Source organism: Streptomyces sp. NPDC014889, assembly GCF_043081205.1.
Lineage (GTDB): Bacteria > Actinomycetota > Actinomycetes > Streptomycetales > Streptomycetaceae > Streptomyces.
The window spans coordinates 391,112-415,542 of the sequence record NZ_JBIBWH010000001.1 but is presented as its reverse complement, the minus strand read 5'-3'; the positions used below and the strand labels follow the sequence as shown (position 1 = coordinate 415,542).

Here is a 24,431-nt window from a genome sequence, read left to right as displayed (position 1 = left end):
GAACCGGGGAGGCGCATTGCGCCTCCCCGGTGCCAGGACCACCCGTTCGGGCGATCGAAGGGTGTGCTGCGGCCGTCGTTACGCCTGTCCGCGCACCCCGCTCGCCAGCTCACCCGCGAGGGCGCGGACCGCCTCGACGCCGGCCGCGGGGTCCGGGGCCTCCAGCATCCGCTTGACGAAGGCCGAACCGACGATCACGCCGTCGGCGAAGCCGGCGACCTCGGCGGCCTGGGCGCGGTCGGACACGCCGAGGCCGACGCAGACGGGCAGCCCCGTTCCGGTGGCCCGAGTGCGTTCCACCAGGTCCTGGGCCTGCGTGCCCACCGACTCACGGGTGCCGGTGACGCCCATCAGGGAGGCGGCGTAGACGAATCCGGAGCCGGCCGCGGTGATCTCGGCGAGGCGCTCGTCCCTGCTGCTGGGCGCGACGACGAACACCGTCGCCAGGCCGTGCTTCTCGGCGTGCTCCCGCCACAGCGCCGACTCCTGGACCGGCAGGTCCGGCAGGATGCAGCCGGCGCCGCCGGCCGCGGCGAGTTCGGCGGTGAACCGCTCGACGCCGTAGCGGTCGACCGGGTTCCAGTACGTCATGACGAGCACCGGCTTGCCGGTGGCCGCGTGGGCCTCCTTCACCGTCCGCATCACGTCCGCGATCCTGACGCCGCCGCGCAGCGCGATGTCGTCCGCGGTCTGGATGACCGGACCGTCCAGGACGGGGTCGCTGTGCGGCAGCCCGACCTCGACGACGTCGGCGCCGCCGTCGAAGACGGCCTTGATCGCCTCGATGCCGCCGTCCACGGTCGGGAACCCGGCCGGCAGGTAGGCGATGAGGGCGGACCGGCCCTCCGCCTTGGCGGCGGCCAGGGTGTCGGCCAGCAGCCGGACCTGTCCACCGGTCGTTGCGGTCCCGCTCACTTGGCGTCCCCCTCGATCTCGGCGGTGTCGGCTTCGCCGGCGGCCACCTCGGCGTCGGTGTCGTACAGGCCGAAGTAGCGGGCGGCGGTGTCCATGTCCTTGTCGCCGCGGCCGGAGAGGTTGACCACGATCAGTCCGCCCTCGCCCAGTTCCCGGCCCACCTCAAGGGCGCCGGCCAGCGCGTGCGCGCTCTCGATCGCCGGGATGATGCCCTCGGTCCGCGACAGCAGGCGCAGCGCCTGCATGGCCGCGTCGTCGGTGACCGCGCGGTACTCGCCGCGGCCGGAGTCCTTGAGGTAGGAGTGCTCGGGTCCGATGCCCGGGTAGTCCAGGCCGGCGGAGATCGAGTACGGCTCGGTGATCTGGCCCTCGTCGTCCTGGAGGACGTAGGAGCGGGAGCCGTGCAGGATGCCGGGCTCGCCCGCGGTCAGGGTGGCCGCGTGCTCGCCGGTGTCGACTCCGTGCCCGGCGGGCTCGCACCCGACGAGGCGGACGCCGGCGTCCGGGATGAAGGCGTGGAAGAGGCCGATGGCGTTGGAGCCGCCGCCGACACACGCGACGGCGGCGTCGGGCAGGCGACCGGCGCGCTCCAGGATCTGGCGGCGCGTCTCGACGCCGATGACCCGGTGGAAGTCCCGGACCATGGCCGGGAAGGGGTGCGGTCCGGCGACGGTCCCGAACAGGTAGTGGGTGTGGTCGACGTTGGCGACCCAGTCGCGGAACGCCTCGTTGATGGCGTCCTTCAGGGTGCGGCTGCCGGACTTCACGGCGACGACCTCGGCGCCGAGCATCCGCATCCGGGCCACGTTCAGGGCCTGCCGCTTGGTGTCGATCTCACCCATGTAGATCGTGCACTGGAGGCCGAAGAGCGCGCAGGCGGTGGCGGTCGCGACGCCGTGCTGTCCGGCGCCGGTCTCGGCGATCACCCGGGTCTTGCCCATCCGCCGGGTGAGCAGGGCCTGGCCGAGCACGTTGTTGATCTTGTGGGAGCCGGTGTGGTTGAGGTCCTCGCGCTTGAGGAACACCCGGGCGCCGCCGGCGTGTCCGGCGAAGCGGGGCACCTCGGTGAGGGCGCTGGGGCGGCCGGTGTAGTGGGCGAGCAGGTCGTCGAGTTCGCGGGCGAACTCCGGGTCGGCCTTGGCCTTGTCGTACTCGACGGCGACCTCGTCCACGGCGGCGACGAGCGCCTCCGGGATGAACTTGCCGCCGAACGCGCCGAAGTAGCCCTCGGCGCTCGGCACCTGGCCCTCGGGATCGGGAATGAAGAACTCGCTGGGCATGCGGATACCTCACAGGGGCGTCTGCCCCGGGATCGGTCGGTCTGAGGGGTCACGGCGGTCGCGTGCGCGTGCCGCGCTCCGCGTGTACGGGCACGGGCGTCAGCGGGCGGGCCACCGGTCCGGCGGCCGGACCGCGGTGGCGGTACGGCGGCGGGGGCCGGGCGCGGCGGAGACCGGACGGCCGGCCTCGGACCGGACGACGCGGCTCAGCTCACCGCTGGTGGCGCGCACGCGGGCGACGCCATCGCATGCCGTTGACCTGTCCCGGTTCGTCGCCGATGACGTACCGCACCCTGCGGCCGTGCACACGGCGTGCGGGCGCGCGGCAGCCCCGGGGCCGGCAGCCGCGCGCGAGGCGGGCGTACGGGTCCCTGGAGGGTTCGGCGATCGGGAGGGTCATCGGGGCACACTCTACCGGCGTACGTCCGCTCGGGTCAGCGGCCAGCGCCCCCTCATGGGCGAACGTCGGCTGCCGCGGCACCGGCTCAGCTCCGCCCGTGCCGCAGCGCCGGGTGGGCCCCGGCCGCCACCAGGTCGGCGACCGCCGTCTTCGGGTCGCGGCCGGTGACGAGGGACTCGCCGACCAGGACCGCGTCGGCGCCGGCGTTGGCGTAGGCGATGAGGTCGTGCGGGCCGCGTACCCCGGACTCGGCGATCTTGACGAGTCCGTCCGGGATCTCCGGTGCCACCCGCTCGAAGGTGTCGCGGTCGACCTCGAGGGTCTTCAGGTTGCGCGCGTTGACGCCGATCACCTTGGCGCCCGCGTCGACCGCGCGCTCGACCTCGTCCTCGTCGTGGACCTCGACGAGCGGGGTGAGTCCGATGGACACCGCGCGCTCGATCAGCGACTCCAGGGCCGGCTGGTCCAGGGCGGCGACGATCAGCAGGGCGAGGTCGGCGCCGTGGGCGCGGGCCTCCCAGAGCTGGTACGAGGTGACGATGAAGTCCTTGCGCAGCACCGGGATGTCCACGCGCGCACGGACCGCCTCCAGGTCGGCGAGCGAGCCGCCGAAGCGGCGCTGCTCGGTCAGGACCGAGATGACGGACGCGCCGCCCGCCTCGTAGTCCGCGGCGAGCCCGGCCGGGTCCGCGATCGCGGCCAGCGCGCCCTTGGACGGGCTGGAGCGCTTGACCTCGCAGATGACCTTGACGCCCTCGCCGCGCAGCGCGGCGGCTCCGTCCCTGGCCGCGGGTGCCTTCGCCGCGCGCTCCTTGAGCTCGTCGAGGCTGACGCGCGCCTGCCGCTCCGAAAGGTCGGCACGGACTCCGTCGATGATCTCGTCGAGCACACTCACGCGAGCGGCCCCCTTCCGGGCGGTGGACTGTTCCAGCGGGTCTTGCGGCCTCCGGCGGCCCGCCGCGAACCGATCAGGCGGGCGGGACCGGTGGTACTTGCGATGGTATCCGGAGGCGGGCGCCGACCCCGCATCCGGTGGTCGGCGGTCCCACTACCTGGACATACAGTGCCCGATCAAGGATGCAGCCAGCCACCGAACGGCAGGTTCCGGACAACGGTGAATACCAGCACCAGGGCGCCGAGACCCCACAGGTGCGCGGTGGTGAGCACGAGGCGCGGCGGCCGTCCGCGCGCGGCGCGCAGAACCCACACCGTCCACGCCACGGCGAGCACCGGATAGCCCACGGCGGCCAGGGCGTTGTCGTGCAGGGCCGCCACGAAGTCCCCGTGGACGAAGGCGTGGGCGCCGCGCAGCCCGCCGCAGCCGGGGCAGTAGATCCCGGTGTAGCGCAGCAGGGGGCAGACCGGGTAGTGGCCCGGCTGGTCGGGGTCGACCGCCCCGACGTAGGCGAAGGCCCCGGCGACGGCGGTCAGCACCCCGGCGGGGACCGCGAGCCGCCTGAGCACGGCGGTGGCGTGCGGGGGGACGGCGGTGGCGTCCTGGGCGCGCCGCGGGCGGGGTACGGGCGTCCGGTCGTGCGTCACCCTCTGGCTGTCGGGGTTCACGCCTCGCATTCTGCCCCGGCGCGGACGCGCACGCGCGCGAGGGGCGGCACCGGGCCGCCCCTGGGGCTGTCGAGTCGTACGGGTCCGCCCCCGCGCGGACCTCAGCTCTCGGCGCGGGCCGCCTCGCGCGTGCCGACCTGGTGCACCGGGTGCTCGTTCTTCTGACCGAGGCCCATCATGCGCATGATGCTGCCGACGACGCCGCCGGCCAGCACGATCCCGAGGCCGACCCAGAAGCCGACCGGCTGGGCCATCACCATGAAGGCGCCCGCGACGCAGAAACCGATGAAGGCGATGATGACACCGGTCCAGGCGGCCGGGGTGTGACCGTGGCTGCTGCCCGCCATGACTTGCTCCTCGTTGCTGTGTTCTTGTCTGAGCCGGACGCTCGGCTCCATTGTCCCGCACGCGTGCACACGACGTGAGCGGGGGTGGCTCCTCGCGACCGCCGTTCGGGTGCGGCGGGAGGTGCGCCCCGCCGGGCGAGGTCAGGCGGGTCCGGTGCCGGTCGGGTCCTCACCTCGGTCCAGGGCCTTCCACAGGTCCTCGGGGCGGTCGGGGTCGGCCGGGCGGGGCGCGCGGGGGCGGGGGGCGCCGGAGCGTTCGTAGCGGCCGGACATGGCGGGCCAGAGGCGGCCGTAGCGCAGGGCGAGCAGGCCGGCCAGGAGCAGCAGCGCCCCGCCGGCGGCCGCGACGTAGGGCCAGCCGGTGTGGCTGAGCGCGGCGGCGGTCGCGGCGGTGTCGCCGGAGACCTGGGCGGCCTTGTCGTCGAGGGCGGCGCCGTCGGTGGCGCCGAGCAGGGCGGCGGCGACCGTGCCCGCGCCGGAGAGCGCGAGCAGCACGGCGACCAGGACGCGGCCGGAGCGGCGGACGGCGAAGACGGCGACGAGCGCGGCCAGGCCCACTATGGCGAGCGCCGCGGGCACGCCCGTGACCTCGTTGCCCTTAGCGGTCAGCGGGAAGGCGCCGCCGGCCACCGTCGCGGTGCCCTCCGCCCAGCGCTGCCGGGTGGCGAGCAGCGCCACGGCCGCGCCGAGCGCGCCGCAGAGCAGGGCGACGGCGAGGCTGCGGCGGCCGGACCGGGCGGGGGCGGCTTCGGAACGGGGGTCAGGTAGGGCAGTCACGTACTCCACTATCGCTCGGACCGCGGGCGTGGTGTCATCCGGGGTTCACGTGCCGGACGTGAGAAACGCCCTACTGTCCCAGCCGGTTCGCGGTGTGCACCGCCCGCAGCACGGCCGCCGCCTTGTTGCGGCACTCGGTGTCCTCGGCCACCGGGTCGGAGTCGGCGACGATGCCGGCGCCCGCCTGCACGTAGGCGGTGCCGTCGCGCAGCAGGGCGGTGCGGATGGCGATGGCGGTGTCGGAGTCGCCCGCGAAGTCCAGGTAGCCCACGCAGCCGCCGTACAGCCCCCGCCGGGACGGCTCGAGTTCGTCGATGATCTGCATGGCCCGCGGCTTCGGCGCGCCCGAGAGGGTGCCGGCCGGGAAGCAGGCGGTCAGGACGTCGTAGGCGGTGCGGCCCGCCGCGACCCGTCCGGTCACTGTGGAGACGATGTGCATGACGTGCGAGTACCGCTCGACGGACATGAAGTCGACGACCTCGACGGAGCCCGGCTCGCAGACCCGGCCCAGGTCGTTGCGCCCGAGGTCGACGAGCATCAGGTGCTCGGCGCGCTCCTTGGGGTCGGCGAGCAGTTCCTCGGCGAGGGCCTGGTCCTGCTGCGGGGTGGCGCCGCGCGGCCGGGTGCCGGCGATGGGGTGGACCATGGCCCGCCCGTCCTCGACCTTCACCAGGGCCTCCGGGCTGGATCCGACGACGTCGAACGCGTTTCCGTCCCCGCAGGGGAACCGGAAGAGGTACATGTACGGCGAGGGGTTGGTGGCCCTGAGCACCCGGTAGACGTCCAGCGCGCTCGCCGTGCACGGCGTCTCGAAGCGCTGCGAGGGGACGACCTGGAAGGCCTCTCCCGCTCGGATGCGCTCCTTGACGTCCTCCACGGCGGCCCGGAAGTCCTCGCCGCCCCACAGCGCGGTGTACTCGGGCAGTTCGGAGGCCGGCAGCGCGGCGGGCGGCTGGGCGACCGGGCGGGACAGGTCCGCCTCCATGGCGTCCAGGCGGGCCACCGCGTCGGCGTACGCCTCGTCGACGCCGGTGTCCAGGTCGTTGTGGTTGATCGCGTTGGCGATCAGCAGGACCGTGCCGTCCCAGTGGTCGAGGACCGCGAGGTCGGAGGTGAGCAGCATGGTCAGCTCGGGCAGCCGCAGGTCGTCGCGCTCGCCGGGGCCGATCTTCTCCAGCCGGCGCACGGTGTCGTAGCCGAGGTAGCCGACCATGCCGCCGGTGAAGGGCGGCAGGCCCAGGTCGTGGGCGAGGTCGCGGGGGGTGTGCAGGGTCTCGACGGTGGTGCGCAGGGCGGCGAGCGGGTCGCCCTCGGCGGGGACGCCGACCGGTGGGGCGCCCAGCCAGTGGGCCTGGCCGCCGCGCTCGGTGAGGGTCGCGTCGCTGCGGACGCCGACGAAGGAGTACCTGGACCAGGACCGGCCGTTCTCCGCCGACTCCAGCAGGAAGGTGCCGGGGCGCTCGGCGGCGAGCTTGCGGTAGAGCCCGACCGGGGTGTCGCCGTCGGCGAGGAGCTTGCGGGTCACCGGGATGACGCGTCGGTCGGTGGCGAGCTTGCGGAACGTCTCGAGGTCCATGGCGGCTGACCCTACTGACCTTCGGCCGTCGCGCCGGAACCGGCGTCCTTCAGCAGGACGTCGGCGTCGAAGCAGGTGCGGTCGCCGGTGTGGCAGGCGGCGCCCACCTGGTCGACCTTGACCAGCACGGTGTCGGCGTCGCAGTCCAGGGCGACGGACTTGACGTGCTGCACGTGCCCGGAGGTGTCGCCCTTGACCCAGTACTCCCGGCGGCTGCGCGACCAGTAGGTGCAGCGGCCGGTGGTCAGCGTGCGGTGCAGCGCCTCGTCGTCCATCCAGCCGAGCATCAGTACCTCGCCGGTGTCGTACTGCTGCGCGATGGCGGGCAGGAGTCCGTCGGCGCTGCGCTTGAGGCGGCGGGCGATCTCCTCGTCGAGGCTGCTGGGTGCGGGAGTGCCGGGCGCTCCGTGCGTGCTGCTCATGGGTGCCATTGTGCCGCGCGGGACTGCGGGCCGGGGCGGCGTTCCACTGGGCGGGCGCCGCGGCGCGGCGGGTCGTCCTCGTCCGCGGGGTGGCCGGTCGACCCGGGTGGGCGGACGCGGTACGTGGTCGTAGGCTGACCACATGTCGACCTTTGCCAAGCGTGAACGGCTCCTTCTCGCCGATCTCTTGGAGACCGCCGGTCCTGAGGCGCCCACCCTCTGCGAGGGGTGGCTCACCCGTGATCTGGCGGCGCACGTGGTGGTGCGTGAGCGGCGTCCCGACGCCGCCGGGGGCGTGCTGATCAAGCCGCTCGCGCCCCGCCTCCAGAAGGTGCTGGAGGAGTACGCGGCGAAGCCGTACGAGGAGCTGATCCAGCTGATCCGTACCGGCCCGCCGCGCTTCTCACCCTTCCAGCTCAAGCAGCTCGACGAGGCGGCCAACACCGTCGAGTTCTACGTCCACACCGAGGACGTGCGCCGCGCCCAGCCCGACTGGTCGCCGCGTGAGCTCGACCCGGTCTTCCAGGACACCCTGTGGACCCGGCTGGAGCGGACCGCCCGGCTGCTGGGCCGGGGCATCCCCACGGGTCTTGTCCTGCGCCGCCCCGACGGCCGCACGGCCGTCGCGCACCGGGGCACGCCGGTGGTGACGGTGACGGGCGAGCCGTCGGAGCTGCTGCTGTTCGCGTTCGGCCGGCAGAACGCGGCCCGGGTCGAGAAGGTCGGCGACCTGGACGCGATCGCGAAGCTGACGGAGACCAAGCAGCTGGGCCTCTGAACCCCGCCGCGCCGCCGTGCGGGGCTCAGTGGGGCAGTTCGGCGCGGCGCAGGGCGGGAGCGGCCAGGGCGACGACCCCGCCCAGGGCGCACACCGCCGCGCCGGCGGCGAACACCGGGCCGGTCCCCCAGGCCCCGATCGCGGCGGCGGACAGCGGCATGCCGAGCGGGGCGAAGCCGAGGCTGGCCAGCCCGGCGACGGCGGTGACCCGGCCGAGGTAGGCGGGCTCGGACTGGGTCTGCAGCAGCGCGCCGCACAGGGCGCCGCTCAGGCCGGTGAGGAGGCCGACGAGCACCGCCGTCCCGGCGGCGCCGAGGACGTTCGGCACCTGGGCGAGGGCGCCCACGGCCGCGGAGCCGGCCAGGATCGAGCAGCCGGCCAGGCTCCCCGCCCGTGGCAGCCGCCCCCGGACGGCCAGCAGCAGGGAGACGGCTCCGGCCCCTGCGCTGAACCCTGCCAGTACCCAGCCCATCCCGGAGGCGCCCCAGCCGCGCTGGTCGGCCAGCAGGGCCAGCCCCACGTTGAGCGGGCCGACGAAGCCGAGGTCGCCGAGGGCGATGGCCAGCATCAGCGGGGCGAGGACGCGGTGGTGGCGGATGTACCGCAGGCCGCCCACCAGGTCCCGCCAGGCGGTGGAGCCACCGGCGCCGGCGGTGTCGTCCGGCGGCAGGTCCCGGATCCGTACGGAGACCAGCAGCGGCACCGACACGGCGAGCAGCAGCCCGGCGAGCCCGAACGCCGTGGCGGCACCCCCGAGGGCGACACCGAGGCCGCCGAGCGGGGCGCCGACGACGCTCGCGAAGCGGATCGCCAGCCCGCGCATCCCCTGGACGCGCGCGAGCTGGCCCCGGCTCGTCATCCGCGCGGGCAGGGCGCCCACGGCGGGCAGGAACACGGCGTCCACGGTGCCGAAGACGAGGGCGAGCAGGGCCAGCGGCCACAGGCCGGGACTGGTCGTCCAGAGCAGCGCCGCGACGGCGAGCACGGCCGCGCACCGCACGACGTCGCTGCCGATGACGACCCTGCGCGGCCCGAGCCGGTCGGCGATCACTCCCCCGCCCAGCATCAGCAGGGCCCTGGGCAGCGCGCCGACCGCCATCACCACTCCGGCCTGCGCGGGCGATCCGGTGCGGACCGCCGCCCAGGCCAGGGCGAGGTAGTAGACGTTGTCGCCCACCATCGAGGCGGTGTAGGCCCCGAGCCAGCGCAGGACGTTGCCGTCGCGGTGGGCGGGGAGTTCCGGGCCGAGGGAGGCCCGGGGGGCGGCTATGTCGGAGGTGCCGGTCACTGGGCCCAGTCGCGCAGTCGTCTGGCCGTCTCCTGGAGGCCGGCCTTCTCATCCCGGATGTCGCGGACCAGTTGGACCATGGCGTCGGGGGGCGGAGCGATGGGCGTGCCCGACTGCTCCATGTACTCCCAGGCGCACATGGCTCCGATGATCCCGTTGTAGTCCTCGAAGGGTTTGAGCAGCACGATCGTCTGAAGGAGCACGGCCGCGCGGGTCGGCGCCTCCTCGTAGTACGCGGTGCCCGCGAAGCGTTCGAACTTGTGCCGCTCCACGGCTCCGTGCAACGCGCCCCAGTCCCGCAGGGCGGGGTCCGTGGGCGTGTTGGCGTACTGGACCCCCAGGATCCAGCCGGCGTCGATGTACAGGTTCACCTGTCCCCCTCCGGGAACGCGTCCAGGAACTCGGGGGCGAGGGATGCGAACTTGGCACCGGCGCCCTCGATGAACCTCTGCCTCTGCCTCCGGCGCACCACGTCCTCGGTCAGTATGTCGTGCGCCAGCCGCTTGATCGCGACGCCCTGTTCCTTCGCCTCCGCGCGGAGTTCGGCCAGCTCTTCCTCGGTGAACTCGATCGTGATTCCAGGCATACGAGCACCCTAGACGAGCCTCGACCCGATTCACTACCGAGTTCACTACCAGGAATGGTTCCTCGAACTAGTGCCGCGGCAGGTGACGTTTGCCCGTCAAGGAGCGGCGCCCGGTGCCTGCTCTCTGGGGGTACCCCCTGCTCGAAGAGCTTGGGGGAGTGCCGGCCGGAAGTCCTCGTACTGGATGTACTTGGGCTTTCGGCCGGTGCGGCGAGTGGGGGTCCCCCCTGCTCGAAGAGCTTGGGGGAGCGTGCCGGGCGTCGCGACGGGGCAAACGTTGCCTGTCGCGGCACTAGCGAACGGGATGCCCCGCCTCGCGGAGTGTCTCCTTGACCTGGCCGATGCGCAGGTCGCCGAAGTGGAAGACGGAGGCGGCCAGGACCGCGTCCGCGCCCGCCGTGACGGCCGGGGGGAAGTCGGCGAGCCTGCCGGCGCCGCCCGAGGCGATCACCGGGACCGTCACGTGCTTGCGGACGGCCGCGATCATCTCCAGGTCGTAGCCGTCCTTCGTGCCGTCCGCGTCCATCGAGTTGAGCAGGATCTCGCCCGCACCCAGCTCCGCCGCCCGGTGCGCCCACTCCACGGCGTCGATGCCGGTGCCACGGCGGCCGCCGTGGGTGGTCACCTCGAAGCTCCCCGTGGGGGTGCGGCGCGCGTCCACCGACAGGACCAGCACCTGGCGGCCGAAGCGCTCGGCGATCTCCCGGATCAGCTCCGGGCGGGCGATCGCGGCCGTGTTGACGCCCACCTTGTCCGCGCCCGCCCGCAGCAGCTTGTCCACGTCCTCGGCGGTGCGGACGCCGCCGCCCACCGTCAGTGGGATGAACACCTGTTCGGCGGTGCGGCGCACCACGTCGTACGTCGTCTCCCGGTCGCCCGAGGACGCGGTGATGTCCAGGAACGTCAACTCGTCGGCGCCCTCGGCGTCGTACACCTTGGCCATCTCGACGGGGTCGCCCGCGTCGCGCAGGTTCTGGAAGTTGACGCCCTTGACCACCCGGCCGCCGTCCACGTCCAGGCAGGGGATGACTCGGACCGCCAGGGTCATGAATCCACGGCTCCTCTGTATGCCTCTAGCTCGATCTCGACCAGGATGCGCGGGTCGACGAAGCCCTCGACCACCAGCAGGGTCGAGACGGGACGCACCGGGTCGAACACTTCCTTGTGGGCCCTGCCCACCTCGTCCACGTCCCGCGAATGGGTCAGGTACATCCGGGTCCGTACCACCGCGTCGGGGCCGAGGCCGAACTCGGCGATCGCCTCCAGCGCGCTGGTGAACGCGATCCTCGCCTGCTCGTACGGATCGCCCTCCCCGTACAGCACACGGCCCTTGAAGGCCGTCGTGCCGCCCACCAGGACCCGGTCGCCCGCCGCGACGGCGCGCGCGGAACCGAATGCCTCTTCCCAAGGACTTCCGCTCTGCACGCGCCGTACGGCTTCCGACGTCATGACTCCACTGCCTCCAAGGCCTCTTCCAGGGTGAACGCCTTCGCATACAGGGCCTTCCCGACAATGGCGCCCTCGACACCGAGCGGCACGAGGCCGGCCAGCGCCCGCAGGTCGTCGAGCGAGGAGACACCGCCCGACGCCACCACCGGGCGGCCGGTGGCCGCGCAGACGTTCTTCAGCAGCTCCAGGTTGGGGCCCTGCAGGGTGCCGTCCTTGGCGATGTCGGTGACGACGTAGCGCGCGCAGCCCTCCTTGTCGAGGCGCTCCAGCGTCTCGTACAGGTCGCCGCCGTCGCGGGTCCAGCCGCGGCCGCGCAGCGTGGTGCCCCGCACGTCCAGGCCGACCGCGATCCGGTCTCCGTACCGGCCGATGACCTCGGCGACCCACTCGGGGGACTCCAGGGCGGCGGTGCCGAGGTTCACCCGGGTGCAGCCGGTGGCCAGGGCGGCGGCGAGGGTGTCGTCGTCGCGGATGCCGCCGGAGAGTTCCACCTTGATGTCCATGGCCCGGGCGACCTCGGAGATCAGGGCGCGGTTGTCGCCGGTGCCGAACGCGGCGTCCAGGTCCACCAGGTGCAGCCACTCGGCGCCCGCGCGCTGCCAGGCCAGGGCGGCCTCCAGCGGGGAGCCGTACGAGGTCTCCGTGCCGGACTCGCCGTGCACGAGGCGCACGGCCTGGCCGTCGCGGACGTCTACGGCGGGGAGGAGTTCGAGCTTGGCCATGTCTCTACAGGGTTCCGATCCAGTTGGTGAGGAGCTGCGCTCCGGCGTCGCCGGACTTCTCGGGGTGGAACTGGGTGGCCCACAGGGCGTCGTTCTCCACTGCGGCCACGAAGGGCTTGCCGTGCGTCGCCCAGGTCACCCTGGGGGCGCGCAGCGCCGGGTTGTGGGTCTCGAGGCGCCAGTCGTGGACGGCGTAGGAGTGCACGAAGTAGAAGCGGGCGTCCTCGTCCAGGCCGGCGAACAGTTCCGTGCCGGCCGGTGCCTGCACGGTGTTCCAGCCCATGTGGGGCACGACGTCCGCCTGGAGCGGCTCGACCGTGCCGGGCCACTCGTCCAGGCCCTCGGCCTCCACCCCGTGCTCGATGCCGCGCGCGAAGAGCACCTGCATGCCGACGCAGATGCCCATGACCGGGCGCCCGCCGGACAGCCGGCGGTCGATGATCCAGTCGCCGCGCACGTCCTTCAGACCGCGCATGCAGGCGGCGAAGGCGCCCACGCCCGGCACCAGCAGGCCGTCGGCGTTCATCGCCGCGCCGTAGTCGCGGGTGATCTCGACGTCGGCACCCGCGCGGGCGAGGGCCCGCTCGGCGGAACGGACGTTGCCGAAGCCGTAGTCGAGGACCACCACCTTTTTCGCGCCGGTGCTCAACTCCACACCGCCAGTCGCATCACGCCCGCGACGAGGCACATGGCCGCGCCGACGGACAGCAGCACGATGAGGCTCTTCGGCATCTGCTGCTTGACGAAGGAGATGATGCCGCCGAGCAGGAACAGCCCGACGACGATCAGCAGGGTCGACAGACCGGTCACAGCGCGCCCTTCGTGGAGGGGATGATGCCGGCCGCGCGCGCGTCGCGCTCGGACGCGTACCGCAGCGCCCGGGCCAGGGCCTTGAACTGGCACTCCACGATGTGGTGCGCGTTGCGCCCGTAGGGCACGTGCACGTGCAGCGCGATCTGTGCCTGGGCGACGAAGGACTCCAGGATGTGGCGGGTCATCGTGGTGTCGTACTCGCCGATCATCGGCGCCATGTTCTCGGGCTCGGTGTGCACGAGGTACGGGCGGCCGGACAGGTCGACGGTGACCTGGGCGAGGGACTCGTCCAGCGGGACCGTGCAGTTGCCGAAGCGGTAGATGCCCACCTTGTCGCCGAGCGCCTGCTTGAAGGCGGCGCCGAGGGCGAGGGCGGTGTCCTCGATGGTGTGGTGGGAGTCGATGTGCAGATCGCCGTCGGTCTTCACGGTCAGGTCGAACAGACCGTGCCGGCCGAGCTGGTCGAGCATGTGGTCGTAGAAGCCGACGCCGGTGGCGATGTCGGTCCTGCCGGTGCCGTCGAGGTCGATCTCGACCAGGACCGAGGTCTCCTTGGTGGTGCGCTCGACCCTGCCGACGCGTCCCTCGCGAGTCATCCGCTCTGCTCCTGTTCCTTCTTCAGTGCCCGTACCGCGTCGAGGAACGCGTCGTTCTCCTCCGGCGTCCCGGCGGTGACGCGCAGCCACCCCGGTACGCCGTTGTCCCGGACCAGGACGCCTCGGTCCAGGATCCGCCGCCAGGCGGTGCGGGCGTCCTCGAACCGCCCGAACTGGATGAAGTTGGCGTCCGACTCGACCACGTCGTAGCCGATCGCGCGCAGTTCGCCGACGAGCCGGTCCCGCTCGGCCTTCAGCTGCTCGACATAGCCGAGCAGCGTGTCGGTGTGCTCCAGGGCGGCCAGCGCCGTCGCCTGCGTGATCGCCGAGAGGTGGTACGGCAGCCGGACCAGCTGCACGGCGTCCACGACCGCCGGGTGCGCCGCGAGGTAGCCGAGGCGCAGTCCTGCGGCGCCGAACGCCTTGGACATGGTGCGGGAGACGACCAGGTGCGGCCGGTCCTTGAGCAGCGGCAGCAGCGAGGCGCCGTGGCTGAACTCGATGTACGCCTCGTCCACGACCACCATGGACGGCTTGGCCGCCTGCGCCGCCTCGTACAGCGCGAGGACGGTCCGCGGCGGCACCGCGTTGCCGGTGGGGTTGTTGGGGGTGGTGACGAAGACGACGTCCGGGCGGTGCTCCGCGATCGCCCGCTCGGCGGCGGCGAGGTCGATCGTGAAGTCCTCGCGGCGCGGCCCGGAGATCCAGCCCGTGCCCGTGCCGCGCGCGATGAGCGCGTGCATGGAGTACGAGGGCTCGAAGCCGATCGCGGTGCGGCCCGGACCGCCGAAGGTCTGCAGGAGCTGCTGGATGACCTCGTTGGAGCCGTTGGCCGCCCAGACGTTCTCGACGCCGACCCGGTGGCCGCCCGTCCTCGTCAGGTACGCGGCGAGCTCGGTGCGCAGCTCCACCGCGTCCCGGTCGGGATAGCGGTTGAGGTGGCGGGCCGCCTCGCGCACCCGCTGGGTGATCCGCTCGACCAGCGGCTCGGGCAGCGGGTAGGGGTTCTCGTTCGTGTTCAGCCGTACGGGGACGTCCAACTGGGGCGCGCCGTAGGGGGACTTGCCGCGCAGCTCGTCCCGTACGGGAAGATCGTCGATTCCGAAGCTCACTTGCTCGCCGGTACCTTCCACCCGAACCTCGCCTTGATCGCCGCGCCGTGCGCGGGCAGGTCCTCGGCCTCGGCCAGCGTCACCACGTGGTGGGCGACCTCGGCGAGGGCGTCCTCGGTGTAGTCCACGACGTGGATGCCGCGCAGGAAGGACTGCACGGACAGGCCCGAGGAGTGGCAGGCGCAGCCGCCGGTCGGCAGCACGTGGTTGGAGCCGGCCGCGTAGTCGCCGAGGGAGACCGGCGCCCAGGGGCCGACGAAGACCGCGCCGGCGTTGCGCACCCGGTCGGCGACCGCGGCCGCGTCTGCCGTCTGGATCTCCAGGTGCTCGGCGCCGTAGGCGTCGACGACCTTCAGGCCCGCGTCGAGGCCGTCGACCAGGACGATCGCGGACTGCCTGCCGGACAGGGCCGGGCGGATCCGGTCCTCGACGTGCCTGGTCGCCGCGACCTGCGGCTCCAGCTCCCTCTCGACCGCGTCCGCGAGCTCCGCGGAGTCGGTGACCAGGACGGCGGCGGCCAGCGGGTCGTGCTCGGCCTGGCTGATCAGGTCGGAGGCGACGTGCACCGGGTCGGCGCCGGCGTCCGCGAGGATCGCGATCTCGGTGGGGCCGGCCTCGGTGTCGATGCCGATCCTGCCGGTGAAGTAGCGCTTGGCGGCGGCGACCCAGATGTTGCCGGGACCGGTGACCATGTTGGCGGGCGGGCAGGACTCGGTGCCGTACGCGAACATCGCGACGGCCTGGGCCCCGCCGGCCGCGTACACCTCGTCGACGCCCAGCAGGGCGCAGGCGGCGAGGATCGTCGGGTGCGGCAGCCCGTCGGCCTGCGGCGGGGAGGCGAGCGCGATCGACTCGACGCCGGCCTCCTGGGCGGGCACGACGTTCATGACCACGGAGGACGGGTAGACCGACCGGCCGCCCGGCGCGTACAGCCCGACGCGCTCGACCGGCACCCACTTCTCGGTGACCGAGCCGCCGGGCACCACCTGGGTGGTGTGCGTGGTGCGGCGCTGCTCGCGGTGGACGAGCCGGGCGCGCCGGACGGACTCCTCCAGGGCCGCGCGCACGGCCGGGTCGAGCCGCTCCAGGGCGTCCTTGAGCGCCTCGGCCGGGACCCGCACCGACTCCAGCCGCACGCCGTCGAACCGCTCGGCGAAGTCGATCAGCGCCGCGTCGCCACGATGATGCACGGCCTCGCAGATCGGACGCACCTTCTCCAGGGCGGCCGAGACGTCGAAGTCGGCTCGGGGCAGCAGGTCGCGCAGGGCGGGGCCCTCGGGGAGGGCGTCGCCGCGCAGATCGATTCGGGAGATCACGGTGTCAATTCTCTCAGACCGCGCGCGATCACTGTCCGTCCGTATCAGTGGCTGATACGAAGCGCCGTGCCGGCGACCGACACGGGACACGGAAGGCCCACATCACGTTTCGTGTTCAGAGCGTCACCGATCGGGCATGACCGGTTGTACGAAGCGTAGTCATCCCAGGAGCAGCCGGGGAGGGAGGGAGGATCGTGACGGAGGGGGCCGACTTACACAGCGGGGACCTGTCCGACGACCTGACCGCCACCGAGGCGGGAATGTGGCAGGCCTTCCGCAACGGCAGCGTGTACGACCTGCGCAGCGGGGACGCCTCGGTGGACGATCCGCACGGCGGGCAGCCGTGGGGTCCCGAGCGGACCGTGCGGGCGCGCGTCGTGTGCTGGCTGCTGCTCGACGGGCCGCCCGCGCTCGCCGGGCGCGTGTCCTCCCTGAAGCTGCGCGGTCTGCGGATCACGGGCGCCCTGGATCTCGCCGGGGGCGCGGTGCTGCCGTACGTGGAGCTGAACGGCTGCCGGTTCGACCAGGAGGTGCTGCTGCCGGAGGCGCGCTTCACCACCGTGCGGCTGGTGGACTGCGCGGTGCCGCGGCTGGAGGCGGCCCGGGTTCGCACCGAGGGGGATCTGCATCTGCCGCGCTGCCGGTTCACCGGCGGGATACGGCTGACCGACGCGCACATCGGCACGGACCTGCTGCTCAACCAGGCGGTCGTGCACCGGGACCGGGCCGGCCGCTCGATCGCCGCCGACGGGATGACGGTGGGCCAGGACCTCCAGGCGGAGCTGCTGGAGTCGTACGGCGAGTTCAGCCTGCGCAGCGCGAAGATCGGCGTCTCGCTGAGCCTGCGCGGCGCGCGGCTGGCCAACCCGCGGGAGCGGTTCGCGCTGAACGCGCCGCAGCTCACCGTGGAGCGCACCCTGTACCTCACCCCCGCGGGCGTGGGCGGCCCGCTGAGCGGGGTGACGCCCGCGCGCGGGACGCGGATCCAGCCCTTCGAGTGCCGGGGCGGGGTGCGCCTGGACGACGGGCGGTTCGGCGACGCGGTCGATCTGGAGCGGGCGCGTTTCACCCTCACCGACGAGCAGGCGCTGTCCCTGCGCCGGGTGCAGACGCCGGAACTGCGCTTCCTCGGGGAGCGGCCGGCGCGCGGGCAGGTGCTGCTGTCCGGGGCGCGGGTCGTCACCCTCGTCGACCGGGCGAGCAGCTGGCCGGGCCCGGGCAGTCTGCACATGGGCGGCTTCGTCTACGAGAACCTGGTGCCGCGGGGCCCGTTCCCGCTGACCGAGCGGCTGGAGTGGGTGGCGGCGGCGACCGCCGAGTACAACCCGGAGCCGTACGAGCGGCTGGCCGCGGTGCTGCGGGAGGCGGGCGAGGACGTGGACGCGCGCGAGGTGCTGCTCGCCAAGCAGCGCCGCCGCCGCGAGACCCTGCCGCTCGCCGCCAAGCTGGTGGGCCACGTCCAGGACTGGACGGTGGCCTACGGGTACCGGCCGGGCCGGGCCGCGGTGTGGATGGCCGTGCTGTGGGCGGCGGGCTCGCTGGCCTTCGCGCGTCTGGGCCCGCCGCCGGCCGACCCCGGCGGGCACCCCGAGTGGAACCCCGCCCTGTTCGCCCTCGACCTGCTGGTGCCGGTCGTCGACCTGGGCCAGGCGGACCAGTGGCAGTTGCGCGGCGGCTGGCAGTGGCTCGCCGCGGCGCTGATCGTGGTCGGCTGGATCCTGGCCACGGCGGTCGCGGCGGGCGCGACGCGTCTGCTGCGACGGAACTAGTGCCGCGGCACCAGCCTCAGGGTCAGCGTCCGGCTCAGACCGGATCAGCGCGCGGATAGTTGTTGAAACTGGCACCTTTTACTCGACCTTGACCGTCCGCCGTACAACTTTCCACTCCTTGCCCGAACCCACTGGCGCGTCCGCGACCTGCGTCTTTCAATGGTCGGCACCATGGCAACGCTGCCCGCGTTCATCCGCCCCACCCGGATGACAAGAACCGCCCCCAGCCCCGCCGCCGGGTTCACCGCCGCCGGGCTCACCTCCGACGACGAGGTCCTCCTCGACGCGCCGGACGAACCCCTCGGCCCGGCGCTGGTCGCCGCCGCCCAGGGCGCGTACCGGCCCGCCGCGGCGCTCCTCGCCGGCACCCGCGAGGCGGCCCGGTGGGAGGAGCGCGACCGGTACGCGACCCGGCTGGCCACCATCGCCCGCTCACGCCCGGAGTGGCTGGACGCCTGGCTCGCCACCGCCCCGCACGACCCGGACGCGCTGCTGGTCGCCGCCCAGCTCGCGGTCGACCGCGCCTGGCCCTCACCCGCGCGGGCGGAACTGCTGCGCACGGTCAGCCCCCTGATCACGGCTGCCGCACGCGCGGACAGCCGCGACCCGGTGCCGTGGCGGGTCGCGCTGGACCACGCGCGCGGCAGCCGCGCCGGGCACCGGTACTTCGAGGAGCTGTGGGAGGCCGCGGTCCGCCGCGCCCCGCACCACTACGGCTGCCATGTGGCCGCCCTGCGCTATCTGGCCACCTCCTGGCACGGCTCGCACCGCGAGTGCTTCGACTTCGCCGATCTGGCCGCCCAGGACGCCCCGGCCGACTCGCTCGTCCAGGCACTGCCCGTGCGGGCCGCCTTCGCCTATCTGACCGACGGCTGCGGGCCCCGGGTGCCGCGGGCCCGGCTGCACGCGGCGGCCGACCGGGCCATCGTGCTCTCCGCCCGCTTCCCGGCGGCCGCGCCCTGGCCCGCGGAGATCCGCAACCTGCTGACCTGCGTCCTGCTGAAGCTGGGGCGCCCCGAGGACGCCCTCGTGCAGCTGCGCCTGATCGGCCCGTACGCCACCTCCTTCCCCTGGGAACGGCTGTCGGACGACCCGCTGGGCCTCTTCCTGGAACTGCGCGCCGGCCTGGGGGCGCCGCCGCCCGCGCGGCCGTCCCGGCGCCCGCGATACGGGCTCGGCGGACGCGCCCGCCGCGGCGAGCATTAGGCTTTTGCGCCGTGACCACCGTCCGCCTTCCGCTCTTCCCCCTGAACACGGTGCTGTTCCCGGGGCTCGTGCTGCCCCTGAACGTCTTCGAGGAGCGCTACCGCGCCATGATGCGCGCGCTGCTGAAGACGCCCGAGGACGAACCGCGCCGGTTCGCCGTCGTGGCGATCCGCGACGGCCACGAAGTGGCCGCGAGCGCCCCCGGCATGCCCGATCCGACGGCGCGGCCCGAATGCGGCCCCGCCGCCGGCTTCGGCCCCGACCCGGCCAAGGCCTTCCACTCCGTGGGCTGTGTGGCGGACGCGGCGACGATCCGGGAGCGGGCCGACGGCACCTTCGAGGTACTGGCCACGGGCACGACCCGGGTCCGGCTGCTGTCCGTGGACAGCTCCGGTCCGTACCTGGTGGCCGAGTTGCAGGAGCTGACCGAGGAGCCCGGCGACGAGGCGGGCGCGCTGGCCGAGGGGGTGCTGCGGTCCTTCCGCCAGTACCAGAAGCGGCTGGCGGGCGCGCGGGAGCGGTCGCTGTCGACGGCCGCGGAGCTGCCGGACGAGCCGAGCGTGGTGTCGTACCTGGTGGCGGCGGCGATGATGCTCGACATTCCGACCAAGCAGCGGCTGCTCCAGGCGCCCGACGTCTCCTCCCGGCTGCGTGACGAGCTGAAACTCCTGCGCAGGGAGACGGCGATCCTACGTAGTCTGCCGTCGTTGCCGGCCGGGGAGCTGACCCTCGGGCCGACGAGTCTCAACTGAGGGAACGGGGCGGGATGGCCAAGAAGGCGAAGAAGCAGCAGGACAAGGGGGCGGGCGGCACCCCGGCGACGGTGGCGCTGACCGCGGCGGGCGTGCGCTACACCGTGCACTCCTACGACCACGACCCCTCCCACCCCTCCTACGGTGAGGAGGCGGCCGAGGCGATGGGCGTCTCCCCGGACCGGGTCTTCAAGACGCTGGTGGCGGACGTCGACGGCGCCCTGACGGTGGCCGTGGTGCCGGTCGCGGGCTCCCTGGACCTCAAGGCCCTGGCGGCGGCGGTCGGCGGCAAGCGGGCGGCGATGGCCGACCCGGCCCTCGCGGAGCGCACCACCGGTTACGTCCGCGGCGGCATCTCCCCCCTCGGCCAGCGCAAGAGGCTCCCCACGGTGCTGGACGACTCGGCTCCCGCCCACGCCACCGTCTGCGTCTCGGCGGGCCGTCGCGGCCTGGAGGTGGAACTGTCCCCGGGCGACCTGGCGGACCTCACCGGCGCCGTCCTCGCCCCGATCGGACGCAGCTGACCGCCCCGGGGCTCCGGACGCCAGACGGGGCCCCGGCCGGCTAGGGCGCCGAGGACTCGCCCTGCGCCCCGTTTCCGGGCGTGCCGTCCCCGTACGCGCTGTCTTCGTACGCCCCGTCCTCGTACATCTCCGGATCCCGCGGCCCGAACAGGGCCGTCATCCCCAGGTGGACGAGCAGCGCGGCCAGCGGCCAGGCCAGCAGCGCCCCCTTGGCGGCGAGCTTCAGCGGCGCCGGGAAGGTCACTCCCTTGCCCACCGCCTTGGCGTGGGCGATCACGTCGTGCTCGGGTCCGAGCCAGACCCCGAGCCGCCACGCCAGCAGCGACCCGAGCAGTCCTCCGACGCACAGGGCCACCACCAGCGGCACACCTCCGCGCCGCCGCACCAGGAAGACGGCCACCGCGCACACCAGGCCGAAGGCCAGGGCCAGCAGCGTGAACGTGCCGTCGACGCCGATCGCCTGCTCGCCCTCGGTGTCCTTGAGGTAGACGACCCAGTTGCTCCCGGACACTTCGGCGACCAACGGCACCTTCGGTGCCAGCCGCAGCCAGAGCAGTCCCAGCGGCACCCCGCAGAGCGCCACGGCGACCATGACGACGACGGCCTCCCGGATCTCGGCCGCCCAGCCGGGCCCGTCCTGCGCGTAGACGCTCACCGGCCGGCCTTCGGCGGGCGGCACGGGCCAGGCCTGCCAGGGCCGGACCGGCCCCGGCTGCGGGGCCTGCCCGGACCCGGAGGACCCCGACGACCCCGAGGGCTCGGAAGGCCCGGAGGAGCCGGAAGGCTGTGAGGAGCGCCGGTGCGGCGGTGGTGGCGGAGTCAACGGAGCTGTCACCTTGTCATCGTGCCAGTTGCGGGGGAAGGCCGCGTCACCGGACGGCGGCCCGGCGATAGGCCCAGGTGGCGACGGCCAGCGAGGCCACCCCGACCCCGGCGCAGACGGCCATGTCGCCGGCCACCAGAGCCCAGTCGGGACGGGCGGCGAAGGTGTGCGCGTAGGCCTCCACGCCGTACGTGGACGGCAGCAGGTCGCGCAGGAGCCGTACCGCCTCGGGCATGCGGTCGGGGGGCAGCACGCCCAGCAGCAGCGCCGCCGACATGCCCAACTGGCCCAGCAGCGTGGCCAGTTCCGGGCGTGGTGCGAGCAGCCCGCAGGCCGCGCCCAGCCCGGAGAGCGCGGCTCCGGCGAGCGGGATCACCGCCACCAGCACCCACAGGTTGCCGAGCGGCAGCCCGAACAGCACGCACCCGGACACGGCGGTCACGAGCGTGCCCGGCACCGTGAAGGAGGCGTACGCGGCCGCCACGCCCAGCACCACGGCCGCGGGCGGCACCGGGAGCGTCGCGTAGTGGTCGAGCCCGCCGCTGGCCCGCAGCTGCCCGAAGTACTGGGCGAGCAGGTTCAGCGCGACGAAGGCGACCACGACGACCGAGGCGCCGGACACCACGTACCGGGCCTCGCTGCCGCCGTCGACCACGCCCCGCATCATGACCATGATGCCGACGGACTGGAAGGTCGCCACGAACAGCAGCGGGATCCTCGCCACCCGCGCCCGGGAGAGCTGCGCCCGGTACACGGCGGCCAGCGACGGCCACAGCCTCGCCCGCGGCCCGAGCGCGGCCGTGGCACCGGAACCGCCGTCCTGTACGGCCGTCGCGCCCGGCAGCACACCGGCGGGTACGACACTCACGTCGAACTGCTCCCTTTCCCTGCGGCAGCACACGCGGCCGGCTTGTCCCTCGCGGCGAGCGCGGCGGTCGCGGTCGTGTCTCCCGCGCCGGACGGGTTCCCCCCGGCGCCCGCGTACTCCTCCAAGGATCCGCCGTTCCCCGCGCTCGCGCCGCTGATCCCGGTCATGCCTTCACCAGCCCCTGCCGGGCGGCGCCGCCCAGCGCCAGATACACGTCCTCCAGGCTGGGCGTGGTCAGTGTGAAGTCGTCCAGGGCGGCGAACGCGGCGCCGCCGGTGACCGTGGCGACCGCCGCGCGGGCCTCCTCGGGCGCCAAGCGCAGCGTCCAGCGGCGGCCGGCCTCCACGGCCCGCTCTCTGAGGGCGGCGACCTCCGCCACCTCCAGGGGCGCCCGCTCGCGCCACACCAGCTCGACCCGCACCTCGCCGGAGACCCGCTCCTTGAGCCGGGCCGGGGTGTCGCAGGCGATGACCCGGCCCCGGTCCAGCACGGCGACCCGGTCCAGGACGGTCTCGGCCTCGATGACGTTGTGGGTGACCAGGACGACGGTCGTGCCGCGTTCGGCGCGCCGCCGGTCGACGGCGGACCACACCGCCCGCCGGGCCACCGGGTCCATGCCGGTGGTGGGCTCGTCGAGCACCAGCAGCGGGCGTTCGCCGACCAGCGCGGCCGCGAAGCAGGCGAGCCGCCGCTGGCCGCCGGAGAGCTTCTTCAGCGGGCGTCCGGCGATCGGCGTGAGGCCCAGTTCGTCGAGGACGGCGTCCCGCTCGGCACGCGCCTGCCGGAGGTCCAGGCCGCGCAGCCGCCCGGTGGTCTCGGCGGCGAGCGAGACGGTCAGCTCGTCCAGGGCGGTGGACTCCTGCCCGAGGTAGGCGAGGATCCGCGCGGCCCGCTCGGGGTGCGCCACGATGTCGTGGCCGAGGATCTCGACCGTGCCGCTGTCGGGGCGCAGCAGCCCGGTGAGCTGGCGTACGAGGGTGGACTTGCCGGCGCCGTTCGGCCCGAGCAGTCCGAAGATCTCACCGCGCCGTACGTCGAGTTCGACCGCGTCGGTGGCCAGCACCGCGGGCGTCCCGGGGGCACCGCGCCGGCCGCGCACGGCGGGGTAGGTCCTGGTCAGTCCGCGCACCGCGCACACGACGTCGTCCCCGGGGCGAAGTGCCTGTGCCGTGCGCGTACTCACAAGGGACGAGGGTACGGGGTCGCGGAGCCCTGCTCGCCCTCGGGGCGTCCCGAGCGGGTCCGGCGCGCGGTTCAGTCGCCGGCGGGGGCGCGCTCGGTGGAGGTCCGTACGTCGATCTCCCGCCAGAACCCGGCGCGGATGGCGTACCGGTCGTGCTCGTCGATCTGGTCGTCCTTGTGCGCGAGCAGCCCGAAGCGGGCGGCGTAACGCAGCAGCTCGCCGTCGACGCGGTGCGGGATCCGGGGGTACATGGAGGACAGTTTCTGCAGGTGCGACTGGTCGCCCAGCCGGTCCACCCAGCGCCGGGCGAAGACCTGCCCCACCTCGTACGGGTCGCCGCCGACGGTCGTGATGTCCTCCTCCCGGTCCGCCCACCGCTGCTCGGCCGTCGTCAGCTGGGCGAGCGTCGGCATGGAGGCGGCCTCGGGAGGCTCCGCGGGCATGCCCGGCCGGTCCACCCAGCCCCGGTCCGAGGACCAGCGCAGGGTCGCGGAGGAGGGGTGCTGCGCGGACGGGGTGCCGGGGGCGCGCAGGGCGGCGAGGTCCTTGGGGGTGGGCACGCCCTTGGTGGTGGGGGCCCGCTCCTCGGTGGCGCCGCGCCCCGGGGCGGCGGACGGGTGCTGCCGCGGTTCGGCGCGGCTCCCGGTGCCCGGGCTGAGCGTGGACTCGGGCAGCGGCGCGGAGAGGATCGCGGCGATCTCTGGGCGGGGCACGGGCGGTGGCGCGCAGACACCGCCGAGTTCCTTGGCCCGTACGGCCTTGGTGATCCAGGTGCGGTCCAGCACGCGCCGCTCGTCGGCCTCGGCGACCAGGTCCTCGGACTGGTTGTAGTCGCCGTCGGCGGCCTGCACGGCCCACAGGTGGACGGCGACACCGTGCTCCTTGGCGGCCATCATGCCGGGCAGCAGGTCGCCGTCGCCGGTGACGAGGACGACGTCGGAGCAGGCGCGGTTGCGGGCCAGTTCGGTCAGTTCGGCGTGCATCGCGGCGTCGACACCCTTCTGCGCCCAGCGTCCGTCGCTGCGGGTGAGCGCGCCGAGCCGGACGGTGACCCGCGGCATCACGCGCAGCCGGCGGTGCTCGGGCTGCGGTACGCGGTCGGGCGCGCCGTCGAACCAGTAGATGCGCAGCAGGGGCCGCTCCGTGTCGGACTCGGCCTGTTCACGCAGTCCCTGCACGAGGGCGGGATGGTCGACGGTGATCCGGGACCGCGACGGCTCGCCGGCGAGGAGACTGGCCGCGGCGCCCAGCAGATACCCGGCGTCCACCAGGACGATGCAGCGGTCCACGCGATCCACCCTCTTTCCGGGAGGTTGCTTCGGGATGTGCTCGGGGATGTACTTCGGGAGGTGCTTCGAGTCTGCCC

Annotated in this window: 29 protein-coding genes; 5 read left to right on the top strand and 24 right to left on the bottom strand. The window is 73.8% G+C overall.

Going from position 1 to position 24,431, the window contains the following annotated elements; all coding sequences use genetic code 11:
* Window positions 1–78: 78 nt before the first annotated feature.
* The 9 genes from trpA to hisI form a co-directional block, all read right to left on the bottom strand.
* Window positions 79–915 (bottom strand): tryptophan synthase subunit alpha, encoded by an 837-nt coding sequence (gene trpA / locus ACF09J_RS01905; protein ID WP_392303405.1) that lies wholly within the window; start codon window positions 913–915, stop codon window positions 79–81.
* On the bottom strand, window positions 912–2,195 hold the full coding sequence (gene trpB / locus ACF09J_RS01900) for a tryptophan synthase subunit beta (protein ID WP_392303404.1): 1,284 nt from the start codon (window positions 2,193–2,195) through the stop codon (window positions 912–914). Before trpB ends, trpA begins: the two co-directional genes overlap by 4 nt.
* 211 nt (window positions 2,196–2,406) lie before the next feature.
* Window positions 2,407–2,595: a tryptophan biosynthesis modulator TrpM gene (gene trpM, locus ACF09J_RS01895; RefSeq protein WP_361411586.1), complete on the bottom strand. Its 189-nt coding sequence runs from the start codon at window positions 2,593–2,595 to the stop codon at window positions 2,407–2,409.
* A gap of 85 nt (window positions 2,596–2,680) precedes the next feature.
* Window positions 2,681–3,490 carry an indole-3-glycerol phosphate synthase TrpC gene (gene trpC, locus ACF09J_RS01890; protein ID WP_392303403.1) on the bottom strand — a complete coding sequence of 270 codons (810 nt, stop codon included), beginning with the start codon at window positions 3,488–3,490 and terminating at the stop codon, window positions 2,681–2,683.
* A gap of 176 nt (window positions 3,491–3,666) precedes the next feature.
* Window positions 3,667–4,167 carry a DUF2752 domain-containing protein gene (locus tag ACF09J_RS01885; RefSeq protein ID WP_392303402.1) on the bottom strand — a complete coding sequence of 167 codons (501 nt, stop codon included), beginning with the start codon at window positions 4,165–4,167 and terminating at the stop codon, window positions 3,667–3,669.
* A 92-nt stretch (window positions 4,168–4,259) separates the two neighbouring features.
* Window positions 4,260–4,505: an HGxxPAAW family protein gene (locus ACF09J_RS01880; protein ID WP_392303401.1), complete on the bottom strand. Its 246-nt coding sequence runs from the start codon at window positions 4,503–4,505 to the stop codon at window positions 4,260–4,262.
* Window positions 4,506–4,646: 141 nt separating this feature from the next.
* Entirely contained in the window at window positions 4,647–5,291 is a 645-nt protein-coding gene (locus ACF09J_RS01875; RefSeq protein ID WP_392303400.1) for a TIGR02234 family membrane protein, read from the bottom strand.
* Between the two features lie 61 nt (window positions 5,292–5,352).
* Window positions 5,353–6,858 (bottom strand): anthranilate synthase component I, encoded by a 1,506-nt coding sequence (locus ACF09J_RS01870; protein WP_392303399.1) that lies wholly within the window; start codon window positions 6,856–6,858, stop codon window positions 5,353–5,355.
* Between the two features lie 11 nt (window positions 6,859–6,869).
* Window positions 6,870–7,289 carry a phosphoribosyl-AMP cyclohydrolase gene (gene hisI / locus ACF09J_RS01865; RefSeq protein WP_392303398.1) on the bottom strand — a complete coding sequence of 140 codons (420 nt, stop codon included), beginning with the start codon at window positions 7,287–7,289 and terminating at the stop codon, window positions 6,870–6,872.
* A 133-nt stretch (window positions 7,290–7,422) separates the two neighbouring features.
* Here hisI and ACF09J_RS01860 point away from each other — a divergent pair, with 133 nt between their 5' ends.
* The gene (locus tag ACF09J_RS01860) at window positions 7,423–8,058 is read left to right on the top strand and encodes a TIGR03085 family metal-binding protein (RefSeq protein ID WP_392303397.1); all 636 of its coding nucleotides are present in this window, start codon (window positions 7,423–7,425) and stop codon (window positions 8,056–8,058) included.
* A 25-nt stretch (window positions 8,059–8,083) separates the two neighbouring features.
* Here the strand turns inward: ACF09J_RS01860 and ACF09J_RS01855 are convergent, their stop codons facing one another.
* From ACF09J_RS01855 to hisD, 11 genes are all read right to left on the bottom strand, one after another.
* Complete coding sequence (locus ACF09J_RS01855) at window positions 8,084–9,346, bottom strand: MFS transporter (RefSeq protein WP_392303396.1); 1,263 nt, start codon at window positions 9,344–9,346, stop codon at window positions 8,084–8,086.
* Window positions 9,343–9,717 carry a hypothetical protein gene (locus ACF09J_RS01850; RefSeq protein ID WP_392303395.1) on the bottom strand — a complete coding sequence of 125 codons (375 nt, stop codon included), beginning with the start codon at window positions 9,715–9,717 and terminating at the stop codon, window positions 9,343–9,345. Before ACF09J_RS01850 ends, ACF09J_RS01855 begins: the two co-directional genes overlap by 4 nt.
* On the bottom strand, window positions 9,714–9,932 hold the full coding sequence (locus tag ACF09J_RS01845) for a hypothetical protein (RefSeq protein WP_392303394.1): 219 nt from the start codon (window positions 9,930–9,932) through the stop codon (window positions 9,714–9,716). Before ACF09J_RS01845 ends, ACF09J_RS01850 begins: the two co-directional genes overlap by 4 nt.
* Window positions 9,933–10,224: 292 nt before the next feature.
* Entirely contained in the window at window positions 10,225–10,980 is a 756-nt protein-coding gene (gene hisF, locus ACF09J_RS01840; protein WP_392303393.1) for an imidazole glycerol phosphate synthase subunit HisF, read from the bottom strand.
* Window positions 10,977–11,381: a RidA family protein gene (locus tag ACF09J_RS01835; RefSeq protein WP_392303392.1), complete on the bottom strand. Its 405-nt coding sequence runs from the start codon at window positions 11,379–11,381 to the stop codon at window positions 10,977–10,979. Before ACF09J_RS01835 ends, hisF begins: the two co-directional genes overlap by 4 nt.
* Window positions 11,378–12,103, bottom strand: coding sequence for a bifunctional 1-(5-phosphoribosyl)-5-((5-phosphoribosylamino)methylideneamino)imidazole-4-carboxamide isomerase/phosphoribosylanthranilate isomerase PriA (gene priA, locus ACF09J_RS01830; protein WP_392303391.1), 726 nt, complete (start codon window positions 12,101–12,103; stop codon window positions 11,378–11,380). Before priA ends, ACF09J_RS01835 begins: the two co-directional genes overlap by 4 nt.
* Window positions 12,104–12,107: 4 nt before the next feature.
* A complete protein-coding gene (gene hisH, locus ACF09J_RS01825) occupies window positions 12,108–12,758 on the bottom strand; it encodes an imidazole glycerol phosphate synthase subunit HisH (RefSeq protein WP_392303390.1) in 651 nt (216 codons plus the stop codon).
* Window positions 12,749–12,913: a hypothetical protein gene (locus ACF09J_RS01820; protein ID WP_392303389.1), complete on the bottom strand. Its 165-nt coding sequence runs from the start codon at window positions 12,911–12,913 to the stop codon at window positions 12,749–12,751. The genes hisH and ACF09J_RS01820 overlap by 10 nt, the downstream gene beginning before the upstream one ends.
* Window positions 12,910–13,512 (bottom strand): imidazoleglycerol-phosphate dehydratase HisB, encoded by a 603-nt coding sequence (gene hisB, locus ACF09J_RS01815; RefSeq protein ID WP_392303388.1) that lies wholly within the window; start codon window positions 13,510–13,512, stop codon window positions 12,910–12,912. Before hisB ends, ACF09J_RS01820 begins: the two co-directional genes overlap by 4 nt.
* On the bottom strand, window positions 13,509–14,624 hold the full coding sequence (locus ACF09J_RS01810) for a histidinol-phosphate transaminase (protein ID WP_392303387.1): 1,116 nt from the start codon (window positions 14,622–14,624) through the stop codon (window positions 13,509–13,511). Before ACF09J_RS01810 ends, hisB begins: the two co-directional genes overlap by 4 nt.
* Window positions 14,621–15,940, bottom strand: a complete 1,320-nt coding sequence (hisD, locus tag ACF09J_RS01805; protein WP_392303386.1) for a histidinol dehydrogenase — start codon at window positions 15,938–15,940, stop codon at window positions 14,621–14,623. Before hisD ends, ACF09J_RS01810 begins: the two co-directional genes overlap by 4 nt.
* A 194-nt stretch (window positions 15,941–16,134) precedes the next feature.
* Between hisD and ACF09J_RS01800 the strand changes: the two genes are divergently transcribed.
* From ACF09J_RS01800 to ybaK, 4 genes are all read left to right on the top strand, one after another.
* Entirely contained in the window at window positions 16,135–17,709 is a 1,575-nt protein-coding gene (locus ACF09J_RS01800) for an oxidoreductase (protein WP_392303385.1), read from the top strand.
* Between the two features lie 159 nt (window positions 17,710–17,868).
* Window positions 17,869–18,915 carry a hypothetical protein gene (locus ACF09J_RS01795; RefSeq protein WP_392303384.1) on the top strand — a complete coding sequence of 349 codons (1,047 nt, stop codon included), beginning with the start codon at window positions 17,869–17,871 and terminating at the stop codon, window positions 18,913–18,915.
* Window positions 18,916–18,926: 11 nt separating this feature from the next.
* Window positions 18,927–19,667, top strand: coding sequence for an LON peptidase substrate-binding domain-containing protein (locus ACF09J_RS01790; RefSeq protein WP_392303383.1), 741 nt, complete (start codon window positions 18,927–18,929; stop codon window positions 19,665–19,667).
* A gap of 14 nt (window positions 19,668–19,681) precedes the next feature.
* Window positions 19,682–20,191, top strand: coding sequence for a Cys-tRNA(Pro) deacylase (gene ybaK, locus ACF09J_RS01785; RefSeq protein WP_392303382.1), 510 nt, complete (start codon window positions 19,682–19,684; stop codon window positions 20,189–20,191).
* 40 nt (window positions 20,192–20,231) lie between these two features.
* On the opposite strand, the gene ACF09J_RS01780 is transcribed toward ybaK, so the two are convergent.
* The 4 genes from ACF09J_RS01780 to ACF09J_RS01765 form a co-directional block, all read right to left on the bottom strand.
* Entirely contained in the window at window positions 20,232–21,026 is a 795-nt protein-coding gene (locus ACF09J_RS01780; RefSeq protein ID WP_392303381.1) for a hypothetical protein, read from the bottom strand.
* Window positions 21,027–21,060: 34 nt separating this feature from the next.
* A complete protein-coding gene (locus tag ACF09J_RS01775; RefSeq protein WP_392303380.1) occupies window positions 21,061–21,882 on the bottom strand; it encodes an ABC transporter permease in 822 nt (273 codons plus the stop codon).
* A gap of 163 nt (window positions 21,883–22,045) precedes the next feature.
* Entirely contained in the window at window positions 22,046–23,020 is a 975-nt protein-coding gene (locus ACF09J_RS01770; protein ID WP_392303636.1) for an ABC transporter ATP-binding protein, read from the bottom strand.
* A 116-nt stretch (window positions 23,021–23,136) separates the two neighbouring features.
* Window positions 23,137–24,354 carry an NYN domain-containing protein gene (locus ACF09J_RS01765; protein ID WP_392303379.1) on the bottom strand — a complete coding sequence of 406 codons (1,218 nt, stop codon included), beginning with the start codon at window positions 24,352–24,354 and terminating at the stop codon, window positions 23,137–23,139.
* Between the last annotated feature and the right edge of the window lie 77 nt (window positions 24,355–24,431).

Excerpts from the sequence above, each read along its gene's own strand:
- trpB (WP_392303404.1), bottom strand. The coding sequence starts at position 2,195 with ATGCCCAGCGAGTTCTTCATTCCCGATCCCGAGGGCCAGGTGCCGAGC.
- trpM (WP_361411586.1), bottom strand. The coding sequence starts at position 2,595 with ATGACCCTCCCGATCGCCGAACCCTCCAGGGACCCGTACGCCCGCCTC.
- ACF09J_RS01885 (WP_392303402.1), bottom strand. The coding sequence starts at position 4,167 with ATGCGAGGCGTGAACCCCGACAGCCAGAGGGTGACGCACGACCGGACG.
- ACF09J_RS01880 (WP_392303401.1), bottom strand. The coding sequence starts at position 4,505 with ATGGCGGGCAGCAGCCACGGTCACACCCCGGCCGCCTGGACCGGTGTC.
- ACF09J_RS01870 (WP_392303399.1), bottom strand. The coding sequence starts at position 6,858 with ATGGACCTCGAGACGTTCCGCAAGCTCGCCACCGACCGACGCGTCATC.
- hisI (WP_392303398.1), bottom strand. The coding sequence starts at position 7,289 with ATGGCACCCATGAGCAGCACGCACGGAGCGCCCGGCACTCCCGCACCC.
- ACF09J_RS01860 (WP_392303397.1), top strand. The coding sequence starts at position 7,423 with ATGTCGACCTTTGCCAAGCGTGAACGGCTCCTTCTCGCCGATCTCTTG.
- ACF09J_RS01845 (WP_392303394.1), bottom strand. The coding sequence starts at position 9,932 with ATGCCTGGAATCACGATCGAGTTCACCGAGGAAGAGCTGGCCGAACTC.
- hisF (WP_392303393.1), bottom strand. The coding sequence starts at position 10,980 with ATGACCCTGGCGGTCCGAGTCATCCCCTGCCTGGACGTGGACGGCGGC.
- ACF09J_RS01835 (WP_392303392.1), bottom strand. The coding sequence starts at position 11,381 with ATGACGTCGGAAGCCGTACGGCGCGTGCAGAGCGGAAGTCCTTGGGAA.
- priA (WP_392303391.1), bottom strand. The coding sequence starts at position 12,103 with ATGGCCAAGCTCGAACTCCTCCCCGCCGTAGACGTCCGCGACGGCCAG.
- hisB (WP_392303388.1), bottom strand. The coding sequence starts at position 13,512 with ATGACTCGCGAGGGACGCGTCGGCAGGGTCGAGCGCACCACCAAGGAG.
- ACF09J_RS01795 (WP_392303384.1), top strand. The coding sequence starts at position 17,869 with ATGGTCGGCACCATGGCAACGCTGCCCGCGTTCATCCGCCCCACCCGG.
- ybaK (WP_392303382.1), top strand. The coding sequence starts at position 19,682 with ATGGCCAAGAAGGCGAAGAAGCAGCAGGACAAGGGGGCGGGCGGCACC.